16 protein-coding genes and 2 riboswitches are annotated in these 19,213 nt (G+C 27.2%); of the genes, 1 reads left to right on the top strand and 15 read right to left on the bottom strand.

Going from position 1 to position 19,213, the window contains the following annotated elements; translation table 11 throughout:
* Nucleotides 1-10: 10 nt before the first annotated feature.
* The 14 genes from ACZJV1_RS14945 to ACZJV1_RS15010 all read right to left on the bottom strand — a co-directional run bounded on the left by ACZJV1_RS14945 (nucleotide 11) and on the right by ACZJV1_RS15010 (nucleotide 14,996).
* Nucleotides 11-1,246 (bottom strand): hypothetical protein, encoded by a 1,236-nt coding sequence (locus ACZJV1_RS14945; protein ID WP_463650643.1) that lies wholly within the window; start codon nucleotides 1,244-1,246, stop codon nucleotides 11-13.
* Between the two features lie 20 nt (nucleotides 1,247-1,266).
* Nucleotides 1,267-2,022: a flavodoxin family protein gene (locus tag ACZJV1_RS14950; RefSeq protein WP_463650644.1), complete on the bottom strand. Its 756-nt coding sequence runs from the start codon at nucleotides 2,020-2,022 to the stop codon at nucleotides 1,267-1,269.
* 100 nt (nucleotides 2,023-2,122) lie between these two features.
* Entirely contained in the window at nucleotides 2,123-2,968 is an 846-nt protein-coding gene (locus ACZJV1_RS14955; protein WP_463650645.1) for a protein phosphatase 2C domain-containing protein, read from the bottom strand.
* A gap of 346 nt (nucleotides 2,969-3,314) precedes the next feature.
* A complete protein-coding gene (locus tag ACZJV1_RS14960) occupies nucleotides 3,315-4,670 on the bottom strand; it encodes a DUF711 family protein (RefSeq protein ID WP_463650646.1) in 1,356 nt (451 codons plus the stop codon).
* A gap of 14 nt (nucleotides 4,671-4,684) precedes the next feature.
* Nucleotides 4,685-4,954 carry an ACT domain-containing protein gene (locus ACZJV1_RS14965; protein ID WP_411168674.1) on the bottom strand — a complete coding sequence of 90 codons (270 nt, stop codon included), beginning with the start codon at nucleotides 4,952-4,954 and terminating at the stop codon, nucleotides 4,685-4,687.
* A gap of 184 nt (nucleotides 4,955-5,138) precedes the next feature.
* A complete protein-coding gene (locus ACZJV1_RS14970) occupies nucleotides 5,139-5,804 on the bottom strand; it encodes an LPXTG cell wall anchor domain-containing protein (RefSeq protein ID WP_463650647.1) in 666 nt (221 codons plus the stop codon).
* Between the two features lie 259 nt (nucleotides 5,805-6,063).
* A complete protein-coding gene (locus ACZJV1_RS14975; RefSeq protein WP_463650648.1) occupies nucleotides 6,064-6,633 on the bottom strand; it encodes a TasA family protein in 570 nt (189 codons plus the stop codon).
* 34 nt (nucleotides 6,634-6,667) lie between these two features.
* Nucleotides 6,668-6,751, bottom strand: a riboswitch (cyclic di-GMP riboswitch).
* A 6-nt stretch (nucleotides 6,752-6,757) separates the two neighbouring features.
* Nucleotides 6,758-7,444: a signal peptidase I gene (locus tag ACZJV1_RS14980; RefSeq protein WP_463650649.1), complete on the bottom strand. Its 687-nt coding sequence runs from the start codon at nucleotides 7,442-7,444 to the stop codon at nucleotides 6,758-6,760.
* Nucleotides 7,445-7,493: 49 nt separating this feature from the next.
* A riboswitch (cyclic di-GMP riboswitch) is annotated at nucleotides 7,494-7,578 on the bottom strand.
* A 121-nt stretch (nucleotides 7,579-7,699) separates the two neighbouring features.
* Nucleotides 7,700-8,053 carry a DUF1667 domain-containing protein gene (locus ACZJV1_RS14985; RefSeq protein ID WP_460286798.1) on the bottom strand — a complete coding sequence of 118 codons (354 nt, stop codon included), beginning with the start codon at nucleotides 8,051-8,053 and terminating at the stop codon, nucleotides 7,700-7,702.
* A 1-nt stretch (nucleotide 8,054) separates the two neighbouring features.
* Nucleotides 8,055-9,308 carry an NAD(P)/FAD-dependent oxidoreductase gene (locus tag ACZJV1_RS14990; RefSeq protein ID WP_463650650.1) on the bottom strand — a complete coding sequence of 418 codons (1,254 nt, stop codon included), beginning with the start codon at nucleotides 9,306-9,308 and terminating at the stop codon, nucleotides 8,055-8,057.
* A 12-nt stretch (nucleotides 9,309-9,320) separates the two neighbouring features.
* Nucleotides 9,321-10,760, bottom strand: coding sequence for an FAD-dependent oxidoreductase (locus ACZJV1_RS14995; protein ID WP_463650651.1), 1,440 nt, complete (start codon nucleotides 10,758-10,760; stop codon nucleotides 9,321-9,323).
* Nucleotides 10,761-11,128: 368 nt separating this feature from the next.
* The gene (locus tag ACZJV1_RS15000; protein ID WP_463650652.1) at nucleotides 11,129-11,800 is read right to left on the bottom strand and encodes a Crp/Fnr family transcriptional regulator; all 672 of its coding nucleotides are present in this window, start codon (nucleotides 11,798-11,800) and stop codon (nucleotides 11,129-11,131) included.
* 85 nt (nucleotides 11,801-11,885) lie between these two features.
* Nucleotides 11,886-13,523: a hydroxylamine reductase gene (gene hcp / locus ACZJV1_RS15005; RefSeq protein WP_463650653.1), complete on the bottom strand. Its 1,638-nt coding sequence runs from the start codon at nucleotides 13,521-13,523 to the stop codon at nucleotides 11,886-11,888.
* A gap of 123 nt (nucleotides 13,524-13,646) precedes the next feature.
* Nucleotides 13,647-14,996 (bottom strand): MATE family efflux transporter, encoded by a 1,350-nt coding sequence (locus tag ACZJV1_RS15010; RefSeq protein WP_463650654.1) that lies wholly within the window; start codon nucleotides 14,994-14,996, stop codon nucleotides 13,647-13,649.
* 142 nt (nucleotides 14,997-15,138) lie between these two features.
* On the opposite strand from ACZJV1_RS15010, the gene ACZJV1_RS15015 reads away from it, so the two are divergent.
* Nucleotides 15,139-16,026, top strand: a complete 888-nt coding sequence (locus ACZJV1_RS15015; RefSeq protein ID WP_463650655.1) for an AraC family transcriptional regulator — start codon at nucleotides 15,139-15,141, stop codon at nucleotides 16,024-16,026.
* A 52-nt stretch (nucleotides 16,027-16,078) separates the two neighbouring features.
* On the opposite strand, the gene ACZJV1_RS15020 is transcribed toward ACZJV1_RS15015, so the two are convergent.
* Nucleotides 16,079-19,213, bottom strand: coding sequence for an AAA family ATPase (locus tag ACZJV1_RS15020; RefSeq protein WP_463650656.1), 3,135 nt, complete (start codon nucleotides 19,211-19,213; stop codon nucleotides 16,079-16,081).

Consider the following 19,213-nt stretch of genomic DNA (forward strand, 5'->3'; position numbering starts at 1 on the left):
TAGCTGCTTTTTAATTAATATCTAATATATAATTAACTGCTTCTTCAAATTCTATTTTTCTAAATTTCTTTCTAAGTTTAAATTTTATACTCTCTATATATTTAATTGAAAACGGAAGATATTCTTCTATAATATTTATATATTCATTTGTAAAAAAATCTTTACTTAATACTACTAAAAATAATATAAGCATTATACAATTTGTTTTTATAAGCTCCTTTAATTCAACTATATTCTCTCCCTTGAAGCAATTAGCATCTCTTAATAGTTTTAATGTAAAATTTATTAATTTATTTGATATTTTATCTAATTTATATTTAGGTGCTAACTGAGACATTATAGTTATATGGTTACTTTTTATATCTAATTTTAAATCCTGTAAATCATCTGCAATCTGAAGTAAAAATCCATAAAAAATACAAAATGATACTTCCTCTTTATCAAGTTTTCCCTTTGTTAAAAATCCATCTACTAATACTGATGAGCCTCCTTTTTCAATAGATATACCTAAAATATCATCTTCATAAGGAATACTATTCCCTTCTTGTTGTATTAGGCTTTTTATTTGCCCTTCATGAATTAAAAGTAAAGATTCATATAACTCAGTATAAACATCTCTTTTAAATATTTCCTCTATACAACTAACTAATGTATAAACCGATTCTTCATAAGAATTTTTATCTTCTATAAGCTCTCCTTTTAAGCGTTTTTTTAAATTATAATTAAATTTTTCTTTTTTATTTATATCTATTTCTATATTATCTAAATAATTATCTGTATATGGATATAGCATACTATATCCAAAGATAGCTTTAGAAAATTCTACCTTCTGCCCAAATGATGCCTGAAGAATATTTATTATCCAAACATTCCTCATAGCCTGTCCTATATCACTATAACTTAAGCTCTTATTAAACCTTTTTGCTTCTTTTATAAAGCTTTTAGTACTATTAAAGAAATCATTCTTTAGATTTTTATTTATTATTCCAAGTTTAAAAGCATCTTCTTCACTTTCAATGAAATCATCTATGATTTTATCAAAATCATTTTTCCACTTTTCCTTTTTATTATCTTCCTGTGGAAAGTCCTTTATTTTTTGAATTATTAAATCTATATATTTATCTAATTTATTTTCTTTATTTTTCTTATCTATCTTTGTATATTTCTTCATATCTAACTTGAAATTTCTATCAGCTTGCCACCATAGTTTACTGCATTCTAAATATATTTCGTTTATTATATCCATTACTAAGCCCCCAAATTATACTACTTTTTATTGCTACTTCCAATAATATTATAAGTAAAGTTACCTATTACTCTTCTAAAAATTCCAATTTCAATATCTGGATGATAAACAAATTTTGAAAGCTCTGAATTCTCCCAATATCTATAATCTGCATCTCCTTCTTTAAAAGGTACTTCACTATATCTTCTCCATAAATTATACATAAAGATAGATTTTACTTTTGGTTTGTGTATTTTTTTAGATACTAAGTCTTTACTAAAATTTCTAGATATATATTTTATTTTTTCTATATTTTTATTACTTAGTTCTGTTCCCCTATATGCTACTGGTATCATTTCTACAAGATTAAATCCCCAATAATATAAAACATCCTTAATGTATTTTGCTGAAACTTTATGTCCTGCCCCTGCAGTAGTAGTAATCACTAAAGCCTTTTTTGTAAAGAATTTGGGCCTATGAAAGTTATAAGACATATGATCTATGAATGTTTTTAAAAGTCCACTAACTTGCATTGAATAAACAGGTGAAGTCATTATAACAGCATCTGAATTTTCAATTTCCTTTACTATGTTATTTATTTTTTCATTGTGTGGACACTTATCTTCACCTTTATAAATACATGCAAAACAACCATTACAATATGGTATATTTTCTTTCCTTAATTCAATATCTACAAACTCAATTTCACCATACTTTTTCATTTCATCTCTTGCTAAGTTTAATACAGTCCAAGTATTACCTCTTCTTGGACTACCGTGTATTACAACGCACCTCATAATTTCCCCCTAAAACAAAAGAGAAAGCATTATTTATCGCCTTCTCTTTTGCTAATTATTCCCTATTAATTATACACCATATTTATCCAATTTGTAAATTTTATAGTTCAAAATAAATGATACTTGAATCATCTTTTTTCTTTAACCTTGGATAATGCGTACACTCACTATCCTTTTCTTGCTCTTCACTTAACCCTTTAAATAAATCTTCTATATTATTTTCTTTTACCAATCTTATAAATTCTTTATAATCCCTTGTTAAGTTAAATGTATCATAATACTGCGAAAATCCATCTGAAGTAATACAAATATTAAGTTCTCTATTTATAGGTACTTTACTAAATATGCCATTATCTACGATATCTTCATTTAACTCTAATATACAATATCCATTTAATTTATTTTTTAATTTTCTTACTTTAATTACCTCATCATTACAGTATTGTCTTGACTCTAAAACTGATATATTATTTATTTTACTAACTTCACACATTTTTATTAATATATTTTCCTCTAATTCTATTAATCTTTTATCAACAACCTCTTTTATCTGACCATTATCTTCACTATAAATTAAAGTACAATCACCAATTACATAATACTCTAATTCTCTATCATCAAATCTTGCTAAAGCTAATGCTGCGCAAGGATAATCTACCTCATCTAAATCACTAAATCCATTATACATTGAATACCTTGCTTTTACTTCTTTGACACCATTTTTTATTATCTCTTTAATGTCCATAGAACTATTTATATTATTTCTTAAGTAATCATCTAAAGCTTCAACATACCATAATGCATCAGTTTCCTTTTCAGTAATCCTTTTACCTGTCAATCCTGTTGCTCCATCTAATATCCATGCAGCCCCATCAACTATAGTTAATTTATCTTCATTGGGTTTAATATTAGACCCTTGCTTTGATAAAGCCTTTAAATTTCTCATATAATACTCCCCCGTATATACCTTAAAACACTTTATTTATAATACTCCTCTATACAATTTTTAATGAGTATTATAAATTCAATTAAATAGTACTATATTTATTGATATAAGTAAAATTAGTATTAATCTAACTTAAATAAAAGAATTAAGACTATAATATTTAGTTTTTTATAATAATACATATTCAAATAACCGCTATAATCATTTTTATAAATCTATTATAGATTATTAATCTACATATTTATTAAATTCTATACAATATATTTTTAGTAAAGTTATATTTTAACTTTCTATAATAAAAAATGGATAATTATATTTTAAAATTATAATTATCCATAAATATCTATTAATTTTTAAATGAGTGAATTGGTGCAGGTATTCTTCCACCTCTTTGTATAAATAGAGAGGATGAATATTTATTTACAGGCATTACAGGAGCAGTTCCTAGTAGTCCTCCAAATTCAACTAAATCTCCTACCTTGCAACCTGGTGCTGGTATAACTCTTACTGCTGTAGTTTTATTATTAATCATTCCTATTGCTGATTCATCTGCAATCATAGCCGCTATTGTTTCTGCTGGCGTATCTCCAGGTACTGCAATCATATCTAATCCAACTGAACATATAGCAGTCATAGCTTCTAATTTTTCTAAGTTTAATGATCCATTTAAAACTGCATCTATCATTCCTGCATCCTCTGAAACTGGTATAAATGCTCCACTTAGTCCACCTACATGACTACATGCCATAACTCCACCTTTTTTAACTGCATCATTTAATAATGCAAGAGCTGCTGTGGTTCCATGAGTTCCAACTACTTCAAGTCCCATTTCTTCTAATATATGTGCAACAGAATCTCCAACAGCAGGTGTTGGTGCTAAAGATAAATCTACTATACCAAATGGCACTCCTAATCTTTGAGAGGCCTCTTGTGCAACTAATTGTCCCATTCTTGTAATTTTAAATGCAGTTTTCTTTATAGTTTCTGAAACTACATCAAAGGATTCTCCTTTAACCTTTTCTAATGCTCTTTGTACAACTCCAGGACCACTTACACCGACGCTTATAACCTTATCAGCTTCTCCAACTCCATGAAATGCTCCAGCCATAAAAGGATTATCTTCAACAGCATTACAAAATACTACTAATTTAGCACATCCAAAACCTTTTGTATCCTTGGTGTATTCTGCTGTTTCTTTTATAATTTCTCCCATTTCTCTAACTGCATCCATATTTATTCCACATCTTGTTGATCCAACATTTACAGAAGAACAAACCTTACTAGTTTTAGCTAAAGCTTCTGGTATTGATTTTATTAAGATTTTATCACCTTTTGTATAACCTTTTTGTACTAGTGCTGAAAATCCTCCTATAAAGTCTATTCCTAAGGTTTCAGCAGCTTTATCTAGAGTTTGTGCAAACTTTACATAATCTTCTTCATCAGTTGCTCCTGCAATTATTGATATCGGAGTTACAGAAACTCTTTTATTTACTATTGGAATACCAAATTCATTTTCGATTTCCTTTCCAACTCTAACTAAATCCTTAGCAGATGTAACTATTTTATTATAAATTTTTTCTCTCGCCTTATCTCCATCTGAATCTATACAATCTAATAAAGAAATTCCCATTGTTATTGTTCTAATATCAAGCTTTTCTTCCTCTATCATCTTTATAGTTTCTAATATATTATTACTCTTCATTACTTCGCCCCCAATTATAAAGTGTGCATTGAGTTAAATATTTCTTCTCTTTGAATTTTAACATCTACCCCAAGTTCTTCTCCTTTATCTAGAAGTGAACTTTTAATTTTATCAAAATCTGAATTAGCTTCCTTTAAATCCAACATCATTATCATAGTAAAATACTTATCCATTATAGTTTGATTTACATCTAATATATTTATATTTAATCTTAGCAACTCATTGCTAACTCCTGCTACTATTCCAACTTTATCTCTTCCTATTACTGTTAAAATGGCTTTCATTAATTTCAACTCCTATCAAAATTCATTATAATTTTTTATATAACCTAAAAAGTTATTATAATTTTATCCCTAGTACGTAAATTTGTCAATTATACATAATCATTATTCGTATTTGTTGTAAAAAATAAGATACTAAAATTATATTTAGTATCTTAATCTTAAATAATTCAATATATTTAACAACTTATACCTGTGTTTTTTTCCTCTTTAAAATAAATATACCTTCAACTAATAATAAACTACCTATACCTAGTAACAGACTTGAATTAATTTCACTTCCTGTTTCAGGTAAATTTTTATTAGTTCTATCATTTTTATTTGTATATCTATTTAAGTTACTATAATTTATTAAAAACTTTAAGTTTTTATATACATCTTGTGCTTCGTTACCTAGATTTTCATTTATATTAATTGTCATATTTAATTTTTCATTTTCTCCTGATAGTATTATTACATCATCATTTATCATCTCATATTTATTAAATAGATTTTCTAAACTTCCTGTATATAAAACCTTGCCATTTTCATCAGTAATTTTTATTGATGAATTTTTTACTAATATATTCTTATCATCATTTCCTTCATAATTTATGTTATTTTCAAAAGTAATCATCTCTAGCTTTATATCATTTGAAGAATTATTATATACTATAAATGAATTTGTCTTTGTATCTCCTGGAGCCCATAGCCCATCTTTTTCTTCATTAAATATGCTTTCATAACCTTCTCCAACCACTTCTAATACTACACCATCTTGTAAAGAATAAGCTTTTGTTTCATAAATATTCTTACTTAAACTAACAATAACTAAAGCTAAGCACACACTATTTAATAACTTCTTAAATAACATATTCACCCCTCTTAAATATTTATATTTTTCACTCATTTTACTAAATTATTCAATAAAGATAGATTTTATTCAAATATTGAGAAATATATTTTAGATAATAGTCTCTGTTAGAGTTTTTTGTTGATATGATATTTGCGTAATCACAAGGGCTAACTTTAATAACTTATATGCTATAAATAATTTATCCACAGATTTCAAAAATATAATTTCCTATATAGTAAAATAAAGATGCAAAACCTGCATCCTTATCTTATTTATATTAATAAATTGTTTGATGAGCACCAACAACTATAAATTCGTTAGCATCTAAAGTAAATGCCTTGTTCATCCATTCATTACCTAAAGTAGGATCAACTGTAACCTTAACTGTAGCCCTTATAAAGCCACCATTTGCTCCAACAGCATTTTCATACCATCTATCCGGATGATTAGGATCTACTTGAACTTTTCCAGTTTGTGAGCCAACATTTATTAATTCAACAGTTAACCCACTTGGTAATTCCTTCTTTAATTGTACTGAAATATCAGCTTTTAATGATCCATAATTAGCTATAACTACATCTCTCTCAAATGTATCTCCAGGCTTAACATTTTCAAATGTTAGTGTTTCTGCAGTAGTTGATTTTACTTCTGTATCTTTTGATGTTGCTTTCCATGTATCTTTTCCAGCATCTGTAGCCCAATATGCATCTACATCTAATGTACCCATAGTGATGTTTACATTATCAGTTAATGTATCACTATCTGTAAAATATGCATAAGTACCAAATCCCCCCATACCAGTTGTTAAAGCGGCAGCTAATAGTAAAGCTGCAATTTTCTTATTCATAAAACAATCCTCCATTAAAATATATTTTTTATATAATATTAATGGTGTGGATTCACTATTAACTCCACATAATCCAAGTGACCATATACAGATTATGCTTCAAAGTCCCATTAAGATTGACTTATTAATTATTTAATTGAAAATTTTTATTTTTCTTTACCTTTTTAATCTCTATTATTAATTCCTTCATTATAAAGTACATAAATACTATTCCCATAATAGCCAAAAATTTTAAATCTTGAAATTTAGCTATTATATATCCTAGATAAGGAACATTAAATTTATATTTAGAAACTAAGTTTTCTTTAGGAACTATATTAACATCTAGTGCTTCATTTGCATCACCTTTTGTTATAAAGGCTTCGCCTCCATTTTTTACTTCAACAACTCTATGAGTTACTAGCATCCTACCATCTCTATAAGTGACTATATCTCCTACTTTTATTTCCTTTGTATCCTTAACTACTTTTCCAATTACTAAGTCATTTAATTTAAACTCTGGTACCATACTTTCACTTAATACATTTAAATAGGTATTTCCAAATAAAGTAGGTATATAATCAGTGCTAACTCTTATTTTTATACTTTGAAAAGTTAAAACAAATATTGTTGTTAATAAAATAAATATTATATAATTTTTTATCATTTTCAATGATAATGCCCTCTTTAAAAAGGATTTTTCTTTATTCTTCTTACTTCTTTTTTTAAAAGTTTCACTTGCTTCTTTATCATTTACAATATTTTCATATTCTAATTCATTTTTTTCTATAATGCTGCTCTCATTTTTGTTTTCTAAAATAATATTAATCATATATATTTATCTCCTAATAATTAAAATAAAAAAACTCCAATCTATAATATATAAATTGGAGTGGGTTCACTACTGGCTCCATCTATTCCAAGTGACCAAATTACAGAATAGACTTCTTTGCATCCATATACATATGGTACTATAGCCAAAATAGATTGTCAACCATTTTTTGTATATTTTACCATTTTATTACTTATTTGCTTTTAAAAAAAGAGTAACTTTAATATTTTACTCTTTTTTTAATTTATATTATAATTATGCTTTTTTTATAGTTTTAGTCGCTACTACATCTACTCCTGTTCCTAGTAGATTTTCTAAAATTATATCCCCTATTTTTATAGGTGCTTCAAGAGTTAAACCATTAATAGCTTCCATAGCTTTAAATGTTAAAGCTTTTGGTATTGCTAATTTAGTTTTAACAGAAATAACAGGTAATTCTCCATTTAATATTTTCACAGTAGTTGTAATAATTCTAACAGGATTAGTTATTTCATCAATTCCATAAGCTTCCCCTCTTTTACAACCATTTCCAGTGACTTTCTTATTTTCTACATCCACCTTTAAATGACATCCTATAGGGCAACAAATACAAATAAGCTCCTTTTCCACTTTATTCACCCTCCTCTAAAGAAATTATTAAATCCTCTTCGATATTTTCTAATTGCTTCTTTGTTAAAATAACTTTCTCCATTTCTGATGGTGCTAAGTGTTTTCTTTTAAATTTTGATATTATCATATCTCCTGACTTAACGACTAAAACTTTATTTTTATAAACATTATTTACTCTCATAAAAATAGTTAATTTATCATCCATATCTTCTATAGAAATTTTTTGTGGTACTGTATAATTTATAGAGTTACCATTTTTTATATTTAAATATTTTTTCTTTTTTAAATTATTATTTAAATATTTTGAAACAGCCTTTCCAGCATGTTTAGATTCTTCAGTAACAAAATCGACTAAATCATGTACATGAACTACATTACCACAAGCAAAAATCCCATCTACGCTTGTTTCCATATTTTCTGTTACTATCAAACCATTAGTTCTTTTATCTAATTCAATACCTGTCTTTATAGATAAATCATTTTCTGGTATTAAACCAACTGATAATAATAATGTATCACAATCAAACTCTATTTCAGTTCCTTTAATGGGTTTTCTATTATCATCTACCTTTGATATTATTACTTTTTCTAATCTTTTATCTCCTACTATATCAACAACTGTATGAGATAAATATAATGGTATATTGTAATCTTCTAAACATTGAACTATATTTCTATTAAGTCCATTTGAATATGGCATAAGCTCAACAACTGCTTTTACTTTAGCCCCTTCTAAAGACATTCTTCTAGCCATTATTAATCCTATATCTCCAGATCCTAAAATAACTACCTCTTTACCAGGCATATATCCTTCAATATTTACATATCTTTGAGCTGCCCCTGCAGTAAATATCCCTGATGGTCTATCACCGGGTATACTCACAGCTCCTCTTGTTCTCTCTCTACAACCCATAGCCAATATAATTGCTTCTGCTTCTAATATCATATATCCATCTTTAGAATTTATTGCATGAACTCTTTTACTTTCCTCTATTTCTAATACCATAGTATCTAGTTTTATATCAATATCTACGTCCTCTACCATTTTTATAAACTTATCCGCATACTCTGGTCCTGTAAGTTCCTCCTTAAAAGTATGAAGCCCAAATCCATTATGGATACATTGATTTAATATTCCTCCAAGCTCTCTATCTCTCTCAATTATTAAAATATTTCTTACACCATTTAAGTAAGCCTCATATGCAGCTGCCAATCCTGCTGGCCCTCCACCTATTACAATTAAATTATATCTCATACTTCTCCCCCCCTATTTTGATTTCCCAGTCAAAATATATGAACCATCTTTTTCTAAAACAATATCCTCTAAAGGTAGATTAAGTTCTCTAGATATTATCTCCTGAACACGTGGACCACAAAAACCACCTTGACATCTTCCCATTCCAGGTCTGCATCTTCGCTTTATACCATCTAAGGAAACACTTCCAAAACATCTTTTAATAGCATCAATAATTTCACCTTCAGTTATTTGTTCACACCTACATATAATTTTTCCATAATTGCTATCTTTTTTAATCAACTCAATCTTTTCTTCTTCTGATAATTCCATAAATCTAATTTGTTTTCTATATGGATTAAATTCTTGTTTTTTGCTTATTTCAAGTCCACTTACTTTTAACATTTCTACTATATCTATTGCTATAGCTGGTGCCGATGATAATCCTGGAGATTTCATACCTGCTACATCTATAAAACCCTTAACTTTTTTATTTTCTTCAATTATAAAATCCCCACTATCAGGATGAGCTCTAAGACCTGCAAAATTCCTTATTACATTTCTAAAATTAATTTTATCAGTTGTTTTTAAACACGTTTCCTTTACATATTCTAAGCCTTCATCTGTTGTTTTTACGGATTCCTTATCAATAATTGTTTCTGCATTTGGTCCAACTATTAAATTACCATGCACAGTTGGTGTAACAAGAACACCTTTACCAAGCTTTGATGGACATTGAAATACTGTGTTATTAAATAGTTTTCCTTGATTTTTATCAATTACATAATATTCTCCTCTAATTGGAGTTATTTTAAATTCTTCTTCACAAATCATATTGTGAATTTTATCTGCATAAACCCCAGCTGCATTTATTATATATTTTGTTTCTATAACTTCTCCATCATTTATCTTAATTTTAAATACATCATTTTCTAAATCATCTTTACTTATTCCTACAACTTCACTTCTTAATTTAATTTCTCCTCCATTTGCAATACCATTTTCTATTAAAGCTATAGTATATTCAAATGGTCCAACTATTCCTCCCGTTGGAGCATACAATGCTCCTAATACACTTGAATTTAAATTAGGCTCTTTTTCTAAAGCTTCCTGAGTGTTTAATATTTTCAATCCTCTAACTTTATTTTTACAACCATTGTTATATAGTTCTTGTACTAAATTCATTTCATCATCATTGAAAGCCAATACTAATGAACCATTTCTTATAAAAGGAACTGATAACTCATCGCATATTTTTTCAAACATTTCATTTCCTTTCACATTATACTTAGCCATCAATGTTCCATTTTCAGGATCATATCCTGAGTGGATTATAGCTGAATTAGCTTTAGTAGTTCCCATTGCTACATCATTTTCTCTTTCAATGGCTACTACTTTTAAATTATACCTAGTCAGCTCTCTAAATATAGAAGCTCCTATTATTCCTGCTCCAATTATGGCAACATCATACATATATATACCCCCATTAAAATATATTTTAATAACAAAAAAGCACAAAAATAAGAATGCAATTCTTATTTTTGTGCTTAACTCTAGTTCTCCTTAGCACATTAAATACATTATGCTAAAATTATATCATATAGTTTTCTTTATGTATATGAAATTTTCAGAATCTTTTTGATTTAAGCTCGTCAAAATTATACAAATTTTATTACTTCACTAATTTGTTATAATATTTTTTCAAAAATCGTATTTAATTACTTAAAAATTTCTATTATAATGTATTTATTACACAGGTTAATTTAAGTTATCTCTTTAAAATTTATATATACCAAATAATTAGGCAGACTTCTATAAATAGAGTCTGCCTAATTATTTTACTATTCTATAAAAAATTCATCTTCTAATCCTTCAAGATCTTTAATTATTATTTCTTTTAAAGTAAATTCTATAAGCCCCATATCTCTCATATTTATAAGTTCCCTTGAAAGAGATGGTCTAGGGATTCCTAGTTCTTCAGCCATATCTTTTTTAGATGATATTTTAAAAGAAAATGTATTATTCTTTTTATAATTATCAAGTAATATTTTGCATATTTTTCTTCTTATAGAGTCTAGTTCTATAAGATTAATCTTTTTATTTAATATAACTATCTTTTGTGATAAAAGCTCCAATATATTTTCTGTGAATTTAGTATTCTTCTGTATTATTCCTAAAACACTTTTTTTCGGAAAGGATAATACCTTACAATTCTCACCGGCCATAACAGTTGCAGGATATTCTTTTTCTTTAGAAAATAATAGAGCTTCTGCAAAAACATCACTTACATTAAAATTTGCTAATGTTAATACTTTCCCATTTTCATATATAGTTTGAATAACAGCTTTACCTTCAATAATTACAGATAAACTATTACATTTTTCTCCTTGATTTGCTATTACTTCTCCTTTTTTATATGTTTTTATTATATAAGATTCACTCTTTAATATTTCCTCTATTTCCAATTCTGAAATTCCCTTAAAAAAACAGGTATTTTTTAAAACATCTATCATAAAAGTTTCCCTTCCTAAAATATATATTGTAATTTAAGAGAAATAGTTATAACTACTTCCCTTAAATTTATCTATTATATATATTTTATGCTAAAAACATCTCTAAGTCATCTTCAACGTTAGTTATTCCACCAATACCAAAGTTTTCAACAAGTACTTTAGCAACATTTGGTGATAAGAATGCTGGTAGTGTTGGTCCTAAGTGGATATTCTTAACTCCTAGGTATAATAGTGATAATAAAACTATAACAGCTTTTTGTTCATACCATGCAATGTTAAATTCTAATGGTAAATCATTAATATCTTCTAGTTCGAATACTTCTTTAAGCTTTAATGCTATTAATGCTAATGAATATGAATCATTACATTGTCCTGCATCTAATACTCTTGGAATTCCACCAATATCACCTAAATCTAATTTGTTATATTTATATTTTGCACAACCTGCTGTTAATATTACAGTATCTTTTGGTAATGCTTTTGCAAAGTCTGTATAGTAGTTTCTTGATTTAGCTCTTCCATCACATCCTGCCATTACAAAGAATTTCTTTATAGCTCCTGATTTAACAGCATCTACTACTTTATCAGCAAGTTGCATTACTTGGTTATGAGCAAATCCTCCTATGATTTCTCCATTTTCTATTTCTACTGGTGCTTGACACTTCTTAGCATGTTCAATTATTTCTGAGAAATCTTTAGCTGCTCCATCTACACCTTCTATATGCTTACATCCAACAAAGCCAGCTGCTCCTGTTGTATAGATTCTATCTTTATAGCTATTTCTTGGTGGAACTATACAGTTAGTTGTCATTAATACTGGTCCATTAAAGCTTTCAAATTCTTCAGCTTGCTTCCACCATGCATTTCCATAGTTACCTACAAAGTGAGTATATTTTTTAAATGCAGGGTAATAGTGAGCTGGTAACATTTCTGAGTGAGTATATACATCTACTCCTGTACCTTCCGTTTGCTTTAATAATTGTTCTAAATCTTTTAAGTCATGTCCTGATACTAATATACCTGGATTATTTCCTACTCCTATATTAACCTTTGTTGCCTCTGGATGTCCATAAGTTTCTGTATTAGCTTTATCAAGTATAGCCATACCACTTACCCCAATCTTACCAGTTTCTAAAGTTAAAGCTACAAGGTCATTTACTCCCATAGTGTCATCTAACATCTTTGATAAAGTTTCTTGCATAAATGCATTTACTTCTTCATCATCATAGCTTAATTCATTAGCGTGCTTCATGTAAGCTGATAATCCTTTTAATCCATAAGTTATAAGTTCTCTTAAGCTTCTTATATCTTCATCTTGTGTTTGTAATACACCTACATTTACTGATTTTGCATCATATTCTTCTCTTGTAGTTGCTGTCCATTTCGCAGCTTCTGATAAACCTTCTTTATTTGATAATTTATTTAATAACTCTTCTTTTATTTCTAAAGTTCTTTTTGCTCTTGCATAGAATATTTCATCATCAAAGTTAGCATTAGTTATAGTTGTAAATAAATTTAATGTTATAAAGTGATTAATTTCACTTGAAATTTCTTTTCCTTCTTTTCTTAATCTTGTTGTAACTTCTGATAATCCTTTTGTCGTATATACTAATAGATCTTGCATTCTAGCTAAATCTGGTGATTTACCACAAACTCCAAATTTTGTACATCCAGTACATCCTGCTGTTTCTTGACATTGGAAACAAAACATTTTATTTTCCATTGAAAAATCCTCCTTGATAATCTAAATCTTAATTTATTTCTTTTATGATTACATTATATGAGGATTTTAATCGGAATTCGGTAACAATCGTTACATATATAATAAAAAATTTAGAAATACAATTTATAAGTTATTAACAAATCCTTTTCCCTTCCATTTTCCAGTTTTCCATCTTATTAATACTAATATTCCCCTAAACCATTCATCTATAGCAAATGCTATCCATATTCCTGTAAGTCCAAAATTAAATTTTACTCCAAGGATATATGCTAGCCCAACTCCAAATGTCCACATTGAAAATATTCCTATATATACTGGGAATCTAACATCTCCTGTTGCTCTTAATCCATTAATTCCAACTATATTTATACATCTTCCCGGTTCTAGTATTATCTCTATTACAAATACTGTTACTGCTATTGATATTATTTCTGAGCTACTTGTTAAAAACTCTAAAATACCTTTTCCTGAAATGGCTATTATACAACTCATAACTATTGATACTACTACTGCTTTTTTTAATGTATAAATGCATAAATCATATGCTTTATTATCTTCTTTATTTCCTACTAAGTTCCCTATTAATATACTTCCACCTTGACCTACTGCTGATGCAAATATATAGCTAAAACAAACTATTGTCCCTACATAACTTTTGGCAGCCATGCTACTTACCCCTATAAGATTTATAAAACTTGTTATAACTAATTGAGATAAATTATATGAAATTTGTTCAGCAGCTGATGGAATTCCAATTTTAAGTATATTAATAAGATGAATTTTCGGGAAAGGCTTAAACATAGACATCTTAAACTTATTTAAAATTAAATCATAAGTTGCCCTTCCTAAAATTATTAATCCTATAATTTTACTTAAAGTAGTTGCTAAAGCTGCACCCGAAACTCCCATACTAGGAAAACCAAACTTACCGAATATAAGTATATAATTTAGTATTACGTTTACAAGATTCATAATAATAGTTGCATTCATACATATCTTTGTTAAACTATGAGCTCTTAATATAGCTGTAAAAGTCATAGTTATTGCTTGAATAAATATAAATCCACCAACTATCTTTAAATATTGATTTCCTAAATCTATTAACTCTGGTGGACTATTTAATAATTTCATCATTCCAGTTCCACCAAAAAACATTATAAAACTTATAGTTACACCTATAATTGTATTTACACCAATAGATATTCCTGCAACTTGAATTATAGTTTTTTTCTTACTTTTAGCGCCTAAATATTGCGCAATCAAAATAGATGTCCCAGCTGTTATTATTCCAAACATAAGGTTGAGCATCCATATTATCTGATTAGCTACTCCTACAGCTGCAACAGAGTTATCAGAATATCTTCCTAACATTATTGTATCCACACTACCCAATAAAGAAAAAAGTGCACTTTCTATAAATAAAGGCCATGTTATTCTCTTTAACTCTCCTCTTAATTTCGCTTCAACTTTCATAGTCACCTCCACCATCATAAAGATGTTCTGCCATAATGAAATTTATTTCTTTTTGTATTATACTGTTATTAGAATTATTTTTCTCGTTGAAAATTGCTTATAGTTATAACAATTCTGCTGTTTTTTATTTGAAGGAGATATTATGGATAATAAAAGTTATTTGCAACTTAAAGAACAAGTCAATCATGGAAACATGCAATTACCGATGGAGGTCTATCATGTAGAGTTTACAAATTCAGCTGATTTTTATTCCCACTGGCATGATGAAATGGAGTTTATATACATACTTAATGGTTCTGCAGAAATTTGTATAGATTTTAAAATATTTAGTGTAACTAATGGAGATTTTATCATTATTCCTAAAGGAGCTATTCATTATATGATAGGTAAAGAAAATACTAAGATTTCCTATATAGCACTTGTATTTAACCTTTCTTTAATAGAAGGAAATACTTTAGACTATTCTCAAATTAATTTTGTAACACCTATAGTACAAAATAAACTATTTTTTAAAAATGTTATAAGCATATCAAATGTAGGACATGCTAAAATAGTTAATGCTTTTAATAATTTAATAGAAAGCTATGGTAATAAAGCTTATGGGTTTCAACTAGAAATTAAAGGAGCATTATTTTTAATTTTTTCTACTATCTTTAAAGAAGGTTATGTTAGCCTAAATGTAAGCTCTGAAAACTATAGTGATTTAATTAAAGTTGGAAAATTAAAAGAAGTTATTAAATATATTCAAACCAATTATAAAAATCCTATAACTATTAAAGAATTAGCTGATATAGCACAGTATAGTGAATATCATTTTTTAAGATTCTTTAAATCTCAAACAGGTAAAACTTGCACTCAATATATTAATTACTTTAGAATTCAAAAGGCAACCTTACTTTTATTTAATACAAATTTATCTATAACAGAAATTGCTTACGAAGTTGGATTTGGTGATGTATCATATTTTATTAAAACCTTTAAAAAGTTTTTATCAATATCTCCTACTAAATATAGAAAAACAAATTTATAAAAAAGCAATAAATAGATTTATATAAAACAAATCTATTTATTGCTTTTAATACTTAAACTCTAAAAACAGCTTTACTGCCTTTATTTGTTGAACTTACTTCAAGTTTAGTTTCTATTCTATCTTTTAACTCTTGAACATGAGAGATTACTCCAACAATTCTTCCATCATCTTGTAAACCTACTAAACATTCAATAGCTGAATCAAGGGATTCCGGATCTAATGTTCCAAAACCTTCATCTATAAACATAGTATCTAGTTGTATTCCTCCTGAATAACTTTGCACTACATCTGCTAACCCTAATGCCATAGATAATGATGCTTTAAAACATTCTCCTCCAGATAAAGTCTTTACATCTCTGGATTTACCTGTATAGTTATCGAATACTTCTAAGTCCAAGCCTTGACCTTTTCTCTTATCTCCTAACTCTTCTTTTCTTAAAAGTTCAAATCTATTACATGTCATTTGTGAAAATCTAATATTAGCAGCTTCAATTATATCTTCAAAATATGCTGCCAAAACATATCTTTCAAAACTTATCTTTCTCGGATTATCTCCATTTATTATTTTAGATAACTTACCTACGGTCTTGTATTTATCCTCATCTTCTTCTATCAGTTTATTATAGTTAATACATTCTCCAATGATCTTTTTGTTTTGACTTATTCTTAAATAAATTTCTTTTTCAGCCTTTTCTAGACTAATCTTTTCTCCATTTTTAATTTCTAAAACTTCTTCTATGCTTCTTATATCAATTTTCTTTAAATTCTTACATTCTTCTAAAGACAAGCTATAAACTTTTTCAGCATTAGACAATGTCATATTAAACTTATTTATATCCTTTTCTAATACATCAATTTCTATCTCTGTCATTCTACTTGAAGAATAGTCATTATAATCTTTAAATCCTAACTGTAAAACTTTTTCTTTAAAGAATTTCAAAGCTTCATCTAGTTCTACCTTTACATTTTCAGTCATTACTTCTAAAGAGCTCTTATTACCATTTTCTTTATCATAAATAGTTTTTATATTATTAAAGTCTTTCTCTGCCTTTACATAATCCTCTTTTAGCTTTTCAAGATTATTATTTACTTTGCATTGTTCTTCTTCTAAATCTTTAACGCTTCTTATAGTTCCTTTAAACTCATTAACTATATTTTGTAAATTAGCTTCTTGAGATTTTAATTCTCCCTCTTTTGCTAATAGCTCTTTATTTTTATTTTCTAGCTCAACTCTTAACTCCTCAGTATATTTTTCTATTTCTTGCTTTTGCTTTAGTTTAGTTGATCCTAATGACTCTACTTTTTCAATTTCTTTTTTTCTATTAATTATTTTATCTAAATAACTATAATTATTTTTTAGTTCAGTATTAACATTTTCTATAGACCTTTCAATATCATCTTTAAAATCTTCTTCACTAAATATTTCTATAAATATAGGCCTTATCGTTTCCTCTTTAAGTGAATTTATTTCTGCTTGTATCTTAGTAAGTTCTCTATAATAAGATTCTCTTTTTTCATAGAATTTATCTGCTATTATTTTTGCTTCTTTTACTGCTGATTCATTTATACTATCAACTTCAATAACTGCAAGCTTTGGATGATGAGTAGAACCACAAACAGGACAACTTTCACCCTCCATTAAATCTTTAGCTAGTATCCCTGCTTGATTTCTTCTAAAAGCTTCTTCTAGCTGCTCATAATTGTTTTTCTTTTCATTAAATTCTTTATCTGCACTTTCATAAAATGCTGTTCCTTTTACATGTCTTTGACTTTCTAATTTACATTTTTCCAAAGCGCTTAAAAGCTTATTAAGCTTTTCTTGTTTAGATATATAATTTATTTCTTCTATATCCAAAGTATTCTTTTCTTCTTTTAACTTATTTATATTTTCTAGCTCTTCTAACAATAATTTTATTAAATCATTATTCTTATTTCTCTCTAAATCGATTTGTTTAATTCTTTCAATAATATATTGAGATTGTCTCTTTAACTCATCAAACTTTTCTTTATTAATTTGATAGTTTGAAGCCTTTTCCTTTAATTTCTCAATCTCATCAAGCTTTTTTCTTAAATCATTTTTCAAATCTTCTTTTTCATTTTCTATTTTAAATTTTCTTTCTGCATCATCAAAATCTTTTTTATATCTACTTAAATTCTCTACACTTTTTCTTAAGCTCTCTTCTACTTTAAGTAATGATATTTTCTTTTCTTTATATTTTTCTTCAAATCCTAAAGCTGTTACAGCTTTTTTACCACTTTCTAATTTTATACTTTTAGCTTCATATTCATGCTTTAATAAATTTAATTTATCCAAATCATATTTGTAATTTTCTAAATTACCTATCTTTTTATTTATATCATTAGCTAAAACTATCTCTTTTGAAATATTATTAATTTCTATATTAATATCTTTCAACTTTTCCTTTATTAGATTTTCCTCTACTTCATCTTTATCTATGGTATCTTTAAATTTTGAAAGTATTAATTCTATATTCAAATCCTTAGCATTTATATTTCTTCTTAAATCTTCATCATCTTCTTTGCATGAAAATGCCTTGATTCTATTTTCTCTATCTCTTTGTATTTGTTCTATAGACTTTTTAAGATTATTAGCTTCTATTTTTATATTTTGTTGTATATCTGAAAAAATCTTAGTTCCAAAAATCTTTCTAAAAATTTCTTCTTTTTTATCACTATCTGAATTTAATAACTTTTTAAATTCACCTTGTGGAATCATAACTAATTGTTTAAATTGCTCACATGTAATTCCTAATATTTCTTCAACTAACCTAGTAACTTCTTTTGGTCCTGATACTGTCTTATCTCCAACTTTTATTTCAGCAGAAGGCTTACTTTCTGTAAAGCCATCACCTCTTTGCTTAGCTCTAAAATATTGTGGTGATCTCTTTATATAATAATCTTTATTTCTAAGTGAAAACCATAGTTCTACTTCTGTTGGAGTTGATTTATCAGCAAAGTCACTTCTTAAATTTTTACCATCTCTTTCACTACCACTTGCTTCTCCATACAAAGCGAAATTTATAGCATCAAAAATTGTAGTTTTTCCAGCTCCAGTATTTCCTGTTATAACAAACATATTCTTTCCATCAAGATTTGCTTCAAAATCTAATTCCTGCTTTTCAGCATATGGTCCAAAACCTGTTATTATAAGCTTTCTTATCTTCAC

The organism is Clostridium sp. LS3, from assembly GCF_055330225.1.